Source organism: Bacillus sp. RHFS10 (genome assembly GCF_016757475.1).
Lineage (GTDB): Bacteria > Bacillota > Bacilli > Bacillales > Bacillaceae > Bacillus > Bacillus subtilis_G.
This window is the reverse complement of record NZ_JAESPO010000005.1, coordinates 89,471-100,930: the sequence shown is the minus strand read 5'-3', so window position 1 is coordinate 100,930 and position 11,460 is coordinate 89,471. Positions and strand designations below refer to the sequence as shown.

At 45.1% G+C, this 11,460-nt stretch carries 11 protein-coding genes and 1 riboswitch; of the genes, 4 read left to right on the top strand and 7 right to left on the bottom strand.

All coding sequences use genetic code 11. The annotated features are described in order from the left end of the window. Positions 1 to 11: 11 nt before the first annotated feature. Positions 12 to 845 carry an RsbT co-antagonist RsbRB gene (gene rsbRB, locus JMN17_RS16835; RefSeq protein ID WP_202328584.1) on the bottom strand — a complete coding sequence of 278 codons (834 nt, stop codon included), beginning with the start codon at positions 843 to 845 and terminating at the stop codon, positions 12 to 14. Between the two features lie 223 nt (positions 846 to 1,068). Here rsbRB and isp point away from each other — a divergent pair, with 223 nt between their 5' ends. Together isp and metE are read left to right on the top strand one after the other, a co-directional pair. After that, positions 1,069 to 2,028, top strand: a complete 960-nt coding sequence (gene isp / locus JMN17_RS16830) for a serine protease Isp (RefSeq protein ID WP_202328583.1) — start codon at positions 1,069 to 1,071, stop codon at positions 2,026 to 2,028. Positions 2,029 to 2,159: 131 nt separating this feature from the next. Then, a riboswitch (SAM riboswitch) is annotated at positions 2,160 to 2,315 on the top strand. Positions 2,316 to 2,442: 127 nt separating this feature from the next. After that, on the top strand, positions 2,443 to 4,731 hold the full coding sequence (metE, locus tag JMN17_RS16825; RefSeq protein ID WP_202328582.1) for a 5-methyltetrahydropteroyltriglutamate--homocysteine S-methyltransferase: 2,289 nt from the start codon (positions 2,443 to 2,445) through the stop codon (positions 4,729 to 4,731). A 41-nt stretch (positions 4,732 to 4,772) separates the two neighbouring features. Here metE and JMN17_RS16820 read toward each other — a convergent pair whose 3' ends face one another. Then, a complete protein-coding gene (locus JMN17_RS16820) occupies positions 4,773 to 5,399 on the bottom strand; it encodes a histidine phosphatase family protein (protein ID WP_087990942.1) in 627 nt (208 codons plus the stop codon). Between the two features lie 135 nt (positions 5,400 to 5,534). Here JMN17_RS16820 and JMN17_RS16815 point away from each other — a divergent pair, with 135 nt between their 5' ends. Next, complete coding sequence (locus JMN17_RS16815) at positions 5,535 to 6,005, top strand: nucleoside deaminase (RefSeq protein ID WP_202328581.1); 471 nt, start codon at positions 5,535 to 5,537, stop codon at positions 6,003 to 6,005. A gap of 4 nt (positions 6,006 to 6,009) precedes the next feature. Here the strand turns inward: JMN17_RS16815 and JMN17_RS16810 are convergent, their stop codons facing one another. Together JMN17_RS16810 and JMN17_RS16805 are read right to left on the bottom strand one after the other, a co-directional pair. Beyond that, a complete protein-coding gene (locus JMN17_RS16810; protein ID WP_202328580.1) occupies positions 6,010 to 7,113 on the bottom strand; it encodes a glycosyltransferase family 2 protein in 1,104 nt (367 codons plus the stop codon). A gap of 124 nt (positions 7,114 to 7,237) precedes the next feature. Continuing rightward, positions 7,238 to 7,648, bottom strand: a complete 411-nt coding sequence (locus JMN17_RS16805; RefSeq protein WP_087991042.1) for an organic hydroperoxide resistance protein — start codon at positions 7,646 to 7,648, stop codon at positions 7,238 to 7,240. 141 nt (positions 7,649 to 7,789) lie between these two features. Here JMN17_RS16805 and ohrR point away from each other — a divergent pair, with 141 nt between their 5' ends. After that, entirely contained in the window at positions 7,790 to 8,233 is a 444-nt protein-coding gene (gene ohrR / locus JMN17_RS16800; RefSeq protein WP_087990939.1) for an organic hydroperoxide resistance transcriptional regulator OhrR, read from the top strand. 32 nt (positions 8,234 to 8,265) lie between these two features. On the opposite strand, the gene JMN17_RS16795 is transcribed toward ohrR, so the two are convergent. The 3 genes from JMN17_RS16795 to proB all read right to left on the bottom strand — a co-directional run bounded on the left by JMN17_RS16795 (position 8,266) and on the right by proB (position 11,178). Beyond that, positions 8,266 to 8,691 carry an organic hydroperoxide resistance protein gene (locus JMN17_RS16795; protein WP_202328579.1) on the bottom strand — a complete coding sequence of 142 codons (426 nt, stop codon included), beginning with the start codon at positions 8,689 to 8,691 and terminating at the stop codon, positions 8,266 to 8,268. Between the two features lie 130 nt (positions 8,692 to 8,821). Then, positions 8,822 to 10,069 carry a glutamate-5-semialdehyde dehydrogenase gene (gene proA, locus JMN17_RS16790; RefSeq protein WP_202328578.1) on the bottom strand — a complete coding sequence of 416 codons (1,248 nt, stop codon included), beginning with the start codon at positions 10,067 to 10,069 and terminating at the stop codon, positions 8,822 to 8,824. Between the two features lie 11 nt (positions 10,070 to 10,080). Next, on the bottom strand, positions 10,081 to 11,178 hold the full coding sequence (proB, locus tag JMN17_RS16785) for a glutamate 5-kinase (RefSeq protein ID WP_087990936.1): 1,098 nt from the start codon (positions 11,176 to 11,178) through the stop codon (positions 10,081 to 10,083). Positions 11,179 to 11,460 lie beyond the last annotated feature (282 nt).

Genomic DNA, 11,460 nt, shown 5'->3' with positions numbered 1-11,460 from the left:
GGATTTTTTTCTTATTGATGATAGTTTAATGCCTGGGCAAGATTGGTTTTAATTGTAATATTCGAAAAATCAATCCCCAGCTGTACAGCGGTTTGCGCAATTTCAGGCCTGATTCCTGACAGGGTTGACCTGACACCGATTAAAGTGAGCGCCTCAATCAATTTAAAGATTTGGTGCGCCACCATCGTATCAACCACCACCACACCTGATAGATCGATTAACAGATGCTCCACGCGTCTTTTTGCACAAGCATGAAGCGTGTTTTCCAGAATGAACTTTGCCCGTTCGGTATCAATGTCACCGACAAGCGGTAGCAGAGCTGTTGATTTGCTCAAGGTGATGACAGGCGAGCTTAATTCCAATATCATTTCTCTCTGAGCGTTTAATTGCTGTTTGGCATTCGCTTCAGCGTGATCGACAAATGTATAAATGGTAAAATCAAAGACTTTTACAATCAAATCAGCCCATTTTTGTTTCTCTCCCGGTTCAAACGCCGACTCATTTTCTTCTGCGAACTTCTCAAAATACGTCGTATATAATCTCCGGTTTCTCATAAACTCCCGAATCACATACTGAACCGGAGTGTCGAGATGCTTTTGATCGTTCGTCAGCTCAATGACCCACACTTGAAATTCTTCGAGAAATTGTTTTTCCGGTAAAACATACATGTCATTCAGATGCCGGTAAAATTCTCTGTCCTGTTCTTTCAATTCTTCCGTTACAGATGCATTATGTAAGGCATAAATCGAATTCGGATCGCTTTCTTCCATCGTTTCAATCCATTCATCAGCCATTTGTTCCACATACTCTGAAAAAAATGCATATAATTTTTCATTCAGTTTCATCACACTACTCCTTTCCCCAAACACTATTATAACTTGACTGACAGCTGAATCCCAGTCATACAAGCTGAAGCCATCCAATATTTTGAAAATTACTAATTCTTTGGGTTGTATCCTATTTTTTCAAAATGCTTCAAATGGCTCTGTCCGAGCGGTTGCTTTTTTCATATAATGTGAAGCAACATCCTTGTATCCACTTGCAAGCATAAAAAAGGAGGGCTTTTTTATGAATGGTGAAATCCGCTTGATCCCGTATGTGACGAATGAGCAGATCATGGATGTAAACGAGCTTCCTGATGGCATTAAAGTGATTAAGGCGCCAGAAATATGGGCAAAAGGGGTAAAAGGAAAAAATGTGAAAATTGCTGTATTGGACACGGGCTGCGACATAAGCCATCCTGATTTAAAAAACCAAGTCATCGGCGGAAAGAACTTCACGGATGATGACGGTGGCAAGGAAGATGTGATTTCCGACTACAACGGACACGGCACACACGTCGCCGGAACGATTGCAGCTAACGATTCAAACGGCGGCATTGCCGGGGTCGCGCCTGAGGCAAGCCTATTGATTGTGAAGGTTCTTGGCGGTGCAAACGGCAGCGGCCAATATGAATGGATTATTAACGGCATTAACTACGCTGTGGAACAGAAAGCCGATATCATCTCGATGTCCCTTGGCGGACCGAACGATGTGCCGGAGCTTGAAGAAGCGGTGAAAAACGCCGTCAAAAACGGAGTGCTTGTCGTTTGCGCAGCGGGAAATGAAGGTGACGGAAACGAACGAACAGAAGAGCTTTCCTATCCTGCGGCTTATAATGAAGTGATCGCGGTTGGATCTGTTTCCGTAGCGCGTGAATTATCAGAATTTTCTAACGCTAATAAAGAGATTGATCTTGTGGCACCGGGAGAAAATATAGTGTCCACCCTTCCTAACAAGAAGTACGGTAAGCTTACCGGCACTTCAATGGCTGCCCCTCATGTCAGCGGAGCGCTTGCTTTAATCAAAAGCTATGAAGAAGAATCATTTCAACGAAAGCTTTCTGAAACTGAAGTTTATGCACAGCTGGTCCGCAGAACACTCCCTCTCGATATTGCAAAAACGCTGGCAGGTAATGGATTCCTGTATTTAACCGCTCCTGATGAGCTGGCAGAAAGAGCAGCGCAATCACATTTGATGACCCTATAAAATTATTTTTCTTATATAACATAAACCACATATAGTAAATAAAATTTCAAATTCTATGTTGACAACAAATTTGAATTACTGTTAAGATTACCAACAAATGATTCAACTTTTCAAAAAATTAATAATATTTTCTCTTATCGAGAGTTGGGCGAGGGATTGGCCTTTTGACCCCAACAGCAACCGACCGTAATTCCATTGTGAAATGGGGCGCACTGCTTTTCGCGCCGAGACTGATGTCTCATAAGGCACGGTGCTAATTCCATCAGATTGTGTCTGAGAGATGAGAGAGGCAGTGTTTTACGCAGAAAAGCCTCTTTCTCTCATGGGAAAGAGGCTTTTTGTTGTGAGAAAACCTCTTAGCAGCCTGTATCCGCGGGTTAACGAGAGTGTTTTACATAAAAAGGAGGAGAAACAATGACAACCATCAAAACATCGAATTTAGGATTTCCAAGAATCGGACTGAACAGAGAATGGAAAAAAGCGCTTGAAGCGTATTGGAAAGGCAGCACTGATAAAGATACGTTTTTAAAGCAAATCGACGACCTCTTTTTATCCGCAGTAAAAACACAAATCGACCAGCAGATTGATGTTGTGCCAGTTTCTGATTTCACACAGTATGACCATGTACTCGACACAGCAATCAGCTTCAACTGGATTCCGAAACGATTCAGACATTTGACTGACGCTACCGATACATACTTCGCTATCGCCCGCGGAATAAAAGACGCCGTATCTAGTGAAATGACAAAATGGTTTAATACAAATTACCATTACATCGTTCCTGAATATGACGAAAGCATTGAATTCCGCCTGACAAGAAACAAACAGCTCACAGATTACCGCCGGATCAAACAGGAATACGGCGTTGAAACAAAACCTGTGATTGTCGGCCCTTATACGTTCGTTACGCTTGCTAAAGGCTATGAACCGTCTGAAGCAAAAGCGATCCAAAAACGTCTTGTGCCGTTATATGTACAGCTTTTGAAAGAACTTGAAGAAGAAGGCGTAAAATGGGTTCAAATCGATGAGCCGGCGCTTGTTACAGCCTCTAGCGAAGATGTCCGCGGCGCAAAAGAATTATTTGAAAACATCACAAGTGAACTTTCATCCTTGAATGTGCTGTTGCAAACGTATTTTGATTCTGTTGATGCTTACGAAGAGCTCATCTCTTACCCAGTGCAGGGAATTGGCCTTGATTTCGTTCACGATAAGGGCAGAAACCTGGAACAGCTGAAAACACACGGCTTTCCAGCAGACAAAGTGCTGGCAGCCGGCGTGATCGACGGACGCAACATTTGGAAATCGGATCTCGAAGAACGTCTCGATGCCGTTCTTGATATTCTCAGCATTGCAAAAGTGGATGAACTGTGGATTCAGCCTTCCAGCAGCCTGCTGCACGTTCCGGTAGCGAAGCACCCTGACGAGCATTTGGAAAAGGATCTGCTGAACGGATTATCGTACGCAAAAGAAAAACTAGCCGAGCTGACATCTTTGAAAGAAGGCTTAGTATCAGGAAAAGCGGCGATCAGCGAACACATTCAGCAGGCTAAAACGGATATTCAGGCGCTCAAACAGTTTGCAACAGGCGCGAATTCCGAACAGAAGAAAGAGCTTGAGCAATTAACCGATAAAGACTTCAAACGCCCGATTCCGTTTGAAGAACGTTTAGCCCTGCAAAATGAATCTCTCGGCCTTCCGCTTTTGCCGACGACTACGATCGGAAGCTTCCCGCAGTCTGCTGAAGTGCGGAGCGCACGCCAAAAATGGCGGAAAAATGAGTGGTCTGATGAACAGTATCAAAACTTTATCAATGCAGAAACAAAACGATGGATTGATATTCAGGAAGAATTGGAACTTGATGTCCTTGTTCACGGTGAATTTGAACGGACAGACATGGTCGAATACTTCGGTGAGAAGCTGGCCGGCTTTGCCTTCACAAAATACGCATGGGTTCAATCATACGGCTCACGCTGTGTCCGCCCGCCAGTCATTTACGGAGATGTTGAATTTATTGAACCGATGACAGTGAAAGACACGTTATATGCACAGTCATTGACATCCAAGCATGTGAAAGGAATGCTGACCGGCCCAGTTACAATCTTAAACTGGTCTTTCCCTCGAAACGACATTTCGAGAAAAGATATCGCCTTCCAAATCGGGCTCGCCCTTCGCAAAGAAGTAAAAGCGCTTGAGGACGCAGGCATTCAAATCATTCAAGTCGATGAGCCAGCGCTGCGAGAAGGCCTTCCATTGAAAACCCGCGATTGGAATGAGTATTTGACTTGGGCGGCTGAAGCATTCAGATTAACCACTTCTTCCGTGAAAAACGAGACGCAAATTCATACACATATGTGCTACAGCAACTTCGAAGACATTGTCGATACGATCAATGATCTTGATGCCGATGTGATTACAATCGAACACAGCAGAAGCCACGGAGGATTTTTAGATTACTTAAAAGACCATCCGTATTTGAAAGGGCTCGGCCTTGGTGTATATGACATTCACAGCCCTCGAGTGCCGTCAATTGAAGAAATGTACGACATTATCGTGGATGCGCTTGCCGTCTGTCCGACTGACCGCTTCTGGGTAAATCCAGACTGCGGATTGAAAACAAGACAACAGGAAGAGACGGTTGCAGCCTTAAAAAATATGGTTGAGGCAGCGAAGCAGGCAAGAGCTAAACAAACACAGCTTGTATAAGTAAGATAGAAACCATCTGCCTTTGGCAGATGGTTTTTCTATTAGAAAGCGGGAATCGGTTTCCGATGCTTCCCGTCCCCTTCTACTACTATTTTGGCTGTTCCATTTTCATCAAATTCCACAAGGCTCAATGATGTATCATGTATGTAAGCAGAATTCCATATGTCATTAACGCGTCTTCCCTTTATGATATTTAACAGCATTAATATAAAGACAGAATGGGTAACCAAGAGAATATTGCCGGAAGAATGGCTGTCTAAAATCGCTTGGAGAGCCAGCCTTCCCCGGTTTTCAAGATCAAAAAATGTTTCACATCCCGGCTGGCGATAAGCTTCGGGATGATGTAAATAAGCATGAAAAAGATCAGGTTCGCTTCTTTCAATATCCTCTTGTTTTTTCCCTTCCCATGAGCCTAGTGACATTTCTCTGAACATATGATCTTTAACCAACGGGGGCCGGCGAGATCCCAGTATAGCTTTTGCCGTCTCTTCTGTCCGCTTGCTCGGGCTGATGTAAACCTGATTCAATTCAACATCCTTCAGACGCTTCCCAAGAGCGCGGGCGTTGTACAGTCCAAGTTCTGTTAAATCAGAATCCAGCCAGCCCTGCATCCGTTTTTCCACATTCCATTGAGTCTGTCCGTGCCTGGCAATATATAAATGCAGCATGATCACCCCTCCACTTTTCTCCTCTTATCTTAGCAAATCCCCCAAATATTTTGTTTATTTTGCACTTTTTTGAGAATGTTCTTTGCACTTGTTTTCGGCTATACTGATAACACTCAATTGACAGGAGGGTTTAGGATGAATCATGAAACGTTCTTAAAACGGGCTGTCGACCTTGCTCGCGAAGGAGTGAACGCAGGAGTTGGCGGGCCTTTCGGTGCTGTTATTGTGAAAGACGGAGCCATTATTGCCAAGGGGCAGAACAGCGTCACAACAAGCAATGATCCGACTGCCCACGCGGAAGTGACGGCTATTCGAAACGCCTGCAAGGCGCTTGGAACATACCAGCTGGATGACTGCATTTTGTATACGAGCTGCGAGCCATGCCCCATGTGCCTAGGCGCCATCTACTGGGCCCGGCCGAAAGCTGTTTTCTATGCAGCGGAGCATACAGACGCCGCCGAAGCTGGATTTGATGATTCATTCATTTATAAAGAAATTCTTAAACCTGCTGAAGAAAGAACAATCCCCTTTTATCAAGTGACTCTGACGGAGCATTTATCCCCGTTTCAGGCATGGCTTGCTTTTGACAATAAAAAAGAATATTAAAGGATCAGGCATGTGCGGCCTGATCCTTTGTTAATTCGCTGAGAAGCTCCTGTGCACGCGCGCACTTCGGGTTTGCTTTCAGCGCTTTTTGCAAATACAAAACAGCAGTCATATGCTGACGCAATTCAGCATGGCAGACACCGAGCCAGCAGCTTGATCTAAAATCGGCTGCTCCCTTCACCTGTACGTACAGATGATGTTCATTATCGGTTTGCAGGCAAGCCTCAAACGCTGTGATCGCTTCTCTGATTTTTTTCAGCTGATACATAATGATTCCTTTATAATAGTGAAGGGTGCAGTAATCCGGATAATGCCCCAGCGCTTCATGGATATCCTGTTCCGCTTCTTCGTACCGTTCTGCTTCAATTAATAATTTATACTTTACATAATAGCTAGCTGGCGGCGGAATTTGCTTTTTTCTTTTACATTCATTGATACAATCCATTGCCAGCCGGAAGGCTTTATCAGGTTCGTTTCCTCTGTCATACTCAGCTGCTTTCTGACAAATGAGAGATGGCTCAGCAGAGGATATCAGCAATGCTGCATTTAATAAACTGATGTTGCGTTGATGCTTTTGCTGTGCCTCCTGCTCTAAATAGCCGTAATGGTGAATGGTACATGGCAGCGAGAAAGTGCTGCTTGCTTCTTCTCCCTCAGGTCTCTCGCCGATACTTCCCGTAAATGTTATGTTTCGCTGATTCCGGATCAGCCTGATCTGCCTTTGTTCAAACGCTTCATTTTCAACCCATTGCTTTCCTGTATAATTCACGATCTTCACGCAACCGAGAGACGGCAGGCTGTCAGTCAGCAGCGAAGGCAATAGGCTGCCCGTTTCCGGGTCTAGTTCTTCGTCGGCATCCAAGATCAATATCCACTCTCCCTTGGCATGCTGTAAACTAATATTTCTCGCTTGTGAAAAGTTCTGTTCCCATATATGATGATACACTTGGGCATGAAAGCTTTTGCAAATGTCTTCCGTCCGATCGCTTGATCCCATATCAACCACAATGATTTCATCAGCTATATGCTGCACACTCTCTAAACAGCGGGCGATATGGCGTTCTTCATTTTTCACAATCATACAGACGGACAGCTTTGGTCTTTTCATGTACTCACCTTTTCTCTAGTCTGAATTCACCTATACTACATGTATTCACACTTCGAAAAGTTCATGCCCGCCTCGCATGCTTCCGCATAAAAAAACATCCTGAGAATCCTCAGGATGCCGGTCATTATTTTAATTCTAACGTTACCTCAATATTTCCTCTCGTAGCCTTTGAATAAGGACAGAATTCATGAGCAGCATTAACAAGCTCCTGTGCCTTGTCTCGATCCAAATCTTTCGTGTTCACCACAAGTGTGACGCCGATTTTAAACCCGTCGTCGCTCTCATCCTTCATAAGGCTGACCTGGCCTTCAATTTCGGAATCAATGGTAACATTTTGCTCTTTGGCCACGTGTTCGAGCGCGCCGCCGAAGCACGCAGCATATCCTGCCGCAAAGAGCTGTTCCGGGTTTGTGCCGGTTTGTCCTTCTTTTTTTGCATTAGGCATTACAATATCAAAATCAAGAACACCGTCATCTGATGTAATATGTCCTGCCCGTCCGCCGCGCGCGGTTGCTTTTGCTGTAAATAGTGCCATCATTCTCATCCTCCTTATTTCGATCTAGTTGTTATATTTCCCATTCTGAACTTTTTAAACATGCTATGTTTGCCGAGAATAGGAAAAGTAGCGTTTTTCAGATACAATAGAATGGAATGACGGAAAGAGTTGGTGAACAAGATGGAAAATGAATTTGACCATATGAAATTGGAGAATCAGCTTTGTTTTTTGCTATATGCAAGTTCGCGGGAAATGACAAAGCAATACAAGCCGCTGCTTGACAAGCTGAATGTGACGTACCCTCAATATTTGGCCTTGCTATTGTTATGGGAACACGAAACGCTTACTGTCAAAAAAATGGGTGAGCTGCTGTATTTAGATTCGGGGACGCTCACTCCGATGCTAAAGCGAATGGAACAGCAGGATTTGATTACAAGAAAAAGGTCTGAAGAGGATGAGCGGTCCGTGCTGATCAGCCTGACAGAGGACGGAGCGTTATTAAAAGAAAAAGCGGCTGACATTCCGGGAACGATCCTGGGGCTCTCAAAGCAGTCCGGGGAGGAACTGAAACTGTTAAAATCCGCTCTATATACATTGCTGGAAACACTTCATCAAAAAAATTGAGGATGCCTTTTATGAGGCATCCTCTTTTTCGTTTATTCAGCTACTTTAAGCGTAACATCGATATTTCCGGAAGTTGCTTTTGAATACGGGCAGACGCCGTGCGCTTTTTGCACAAGTGCCTGTAATTCTGATGCACTGATTCCTATCCCTTTCACCTGAAGCGTCACACCCAGCTTGTAGCCTTGATCCGCTTCATCCTTTAACAGGCTGACATGCGCTGTAACCTCTGTTTCCACTTTCACTCGTTCTGTTCTTGCTACCAGCTGCAGCGCGCTGTCAAAGCAAGCTGCGTAACCTGCTGCAAACAGCTGCTCCGGATTTGTCGCTTTTTCTAATTTATTTGCTCTCGGTGTCCCCGGCATTGCGACATCAAGCTCAAGAACGCGGTCTGATGAAATTACCTTTCCTTCTCTTCCTCCTACCGCTGAAACAGTAGCTGTAAATAATGGCTGGCTCATTTTCCATTCCCCCAATATATATTTTATACAATTAAATTGTACACAATATAATTTGTGGTGTCAATTTTTCAGCGCACAAAAAAAACTTATCCCGGTGTGAGATAAGCTTTTTCATTGAACTTTGCTCCCGCTATTCGCGGATTTGCCCTGTTCCTTTAATGACGTATTTAGTAGAAGTCAGTGCAGGAAGCCCCATCGGCCCTCTTGCATGTAGCTTTTGCGTACTGATGCCGATTTCAGCTCCGTAGCCAAATTCAAAGCCGTCGGTAAAACGGGTTGACGCATTATGATAGACCGCAGCAGCGTCGACAGCCGTTTGAAAATAAACCGCATTCTTATCATCTTCAGTTAAAATCGCTTCTGAATGATTGGTGCCGTATTGTTGGATATGCTTCACAGCTTCTTGGACATTGTCAATCGTCTTTATGCTGAGGACAGGCGCTAAAAATTCTGTCTCCCAATCTTCTTCCGACGCTTGTTTGCTTGAAGGATGAAGTTCACACACAAATTCATCACCGCGAATGTCAACTCCCGCTTTTTCCAGTTGGGCAAGCAATTCTTTCCCGTGCTTCTCCGCCCACGCCTTGTGAATCAGCAATGATTCAATTGCATTACACACAGAAGGGCGCTGTGTTTTCGCGTTTACGACAACCTTTTCCGCCATTTGCGGTTTGGCAGTCTCGTCAATGAAAATATGGCAGTTTCCTGCTCCGGTTTCTAACACGGGCACAGTTGATTCTCTCACAACGAGATCGATCAGCTTTTTGCCTCCGCGCGGGATTAATACGTCTAAGCCATCATTTAACGTAAAGAGTTCTTTTGCCGTTTCTCTGCTCGTATCCTCAATCAGCTGTACGGCGTCAATTGGAAGCGGAGACTGCTCAAGCGCTCTGTGAATGACACTGACGAGGGCTTTGTTGCTGTGAATGGCTGAGGAGCTCCCCCGCAGGACAACCGCGTTTCCCGTTTTTAAGCAGAGGGTTGCCGCATCGACTGTAACGTTCGGTCTCGCTTCATAGATCATTCCGACCACACCAAGCGGAACACGGATTTTTTCGATAAGCAGGCCGTTCTCCTTTTCAATTGTTTCAAGTGATTCACCGACCGGATCTGCCAAATCAATTAAAAGCTCTACTGCGTCCGCTATATCACCAATGCGTTTCTCATCCAGTGTCAGGCGATCAATGATATCAGATGTTAAGCCATTGTTCTTTCCGTTCTCAATGTCTTTCGCATTTTCGGCTAAGAGAAAATCCTTTTCATGTCGGAGCCCGTTTGCAATGAGGCTGAGCGCCTCATTTTTTTCAGCCGTTGTTTTCATGATCAGTTCCGCTGCTGCTTCGTTTGCCAGCTTCGCTTTTACAGAAACTTCACTCATTTTTCCGCCTCCTAGTCTTTTAAATTGACCCAGTCATTCCTGTGGATCACCTCAAACGTTTTCTCAAAATCAAGTTCATCACTGCGTTTGCCTTTGGCCGCCACAATCTCCTCGGAGGAGTAATGCGTTTGGCCTTTTCCGATCACGCCGCCCGGCCCCCGGACTTCTACGACCGCCCCTTTTGGAAAACTTCCATTTACACCCACTACGCCAGCCGGCAACAGGCTGCTTCCGTTATGGATCATCGCCTCCTCGGCACCCGCATCAATCACGATTTCTCCTGCTATCGGCGAGTGGAACTGAATCCACTGTCTCGTGTTGTTAACCGAGGACAGTTCTTTGTCTCCGATATAAGTGCCATCTCCCCTGCCGTCCAAAATGTCCGCAAGCTTTTGCTCTCCGCTGCCTGTTCCAATGAACACTTTCACGCCAAGAGACAGCGCGGTTTGTGCGGCTAACAGCTTTGATTTCATACCGCCGGTGCCGACCTTTGATCCGGCTGAACCGGCATACCCCAGCAATTCGGGCGTGATCTCAGGCAAATCATCAAATCGTTTCGCCTCAGGATTTTCATTCGGATTGGCATCATACAGACCGTTGATATCAGTGAGAATCATGAGCTGGTCCGCATGAATCAATCCGCTGACTAACGCAGAAAGCATGTCATTATCCCCGAATGTCAATTCTTCAACAGATGTAGAGTCGTTTTCATTGATAATCGGAATGACGCCGCGCTCCAGTAATTCCATCATCGTTGCATACGCGTTTCGATACCGTTCTCTTTTCGAAAAATCATTTCTCGTTAAAAGGATCTGTCCCGGAGTCAGTGAGTATTGGTTGAATTGATTCATATATTGCTGCATTAACAGTGTTTGTCCGACCGCGGCCGCCGCCTGTTTTCCTTTAATGGTAACGGGGCGGGACGGATAACCGAGGCTGGAAAACCCCGCCGCTACGGCTCCCGAGGTAATTAGAATCATTTCATGTCCCGCTTTCTTCAACAAGGAAATAGCCTGAACATGCTCTCTGATTTTCGCCTCATCAATGCTTCCGTTGCTATTCGTGAGCGAACTGCTTCCTATTTTCACTACTATTCTTTGTTTTTTCATTTATTCTCCTCCGAGGCTCTTCGCCAGCCAACTTACAATAAAAAAACCCATTCAATCCTGATTCATAAGGACGAAATGGGTTTCCGTGGTGCCACCTTGATTGAACGCGCTTATGCACGCTCCGCTCTCCTGTAACGCCAGGTTATGCGCCTAGGTTTTCCCCCTAAGACTCCAAGGCAGGTTCGGCAGGTTTCATGCGGCAAAATGTTTCAGCGATTCATTTTGCTCTCTGTCACAGAAAGGTCTGCTTACTAATCCTCTTCAACGCTCAATGATTTTTTT

Bases quoted from the DNA above. Each gene is read 5' to 3' on its own strand.
- rsbRB (WP_202328584.1), bottom strand. From the start codon at position 845: ATGAAACTGAATGAAAAATTATATGCATTTTTTTCAGAGTATGTGGAA.
- isp (WP_202328583.1), top strand. From the start codon at position 1,069: ATGAATGGTGAAATCCGCTTGATCCCGTATGTGACGAATGAGCAGATC.
- metE (WP_202328582.1), top strand. From the start codon at position 2,443: ATGACAACCATCAAAACATCGAATTTAGGATTTCCAAGAATCGGACTG.
- JMN17_RS16820 (WP_087990942.1), bottom strand. From the start codon at position 5,399: ATGCTGCATTTATATATTGCCAGGCACGGACAGACTCAATGGAATGTG.
- JMN17_RS16815 (WP_202328581.1), top strand. From the start codon at position 5,535: ATGAATCATGAAACGTTCTTAAAACGGGCTGTCGACCTTGCTCGCGAA.
- JMN17_RS16810 (WP_202328580.1), bottom strand. From the start codon at position 7,113: ATGAAAAGACCAAAGCTGTCCGTCTGTATGATTGTGAAAAATGAAGAA.
- JMN17_RS16805 (WP_087991042.1), bottom strand. From the start codon at position 7,648: ATGGCACTATTTACAGCAAAAGCAACCGCGCGCGGCGGACGGGCAGGA.
- ohrR (WP_087990939.1), top strand. From the start codon at position 7,790: ATGGAAAATGAATTTGACCATATGAAATTGGAGAATCAGCTTTGTTTT.
- JMN17_RS16795 (WP_202328579.1), bottom strand. From the start codon at position 8,691: ATGAGCCAGCCATTATTTACAGCTACTGTTTCAGCGGTAGGAGGAAGA.
- proA (WP_202328578.1), bottom strand. From the start codon at position 10,069: ATGAGTGAAGTTTCTGTAAAAGCGAAGCTGGCAAACGAAGCAGCAGCG.
- proB (WP_087990936.1), bottom strand. From the start codon at position 11,178: ATGAAAAAACAAAGAATAGTAGTGAAAATAGGAAGCAGTTCGCTCACG.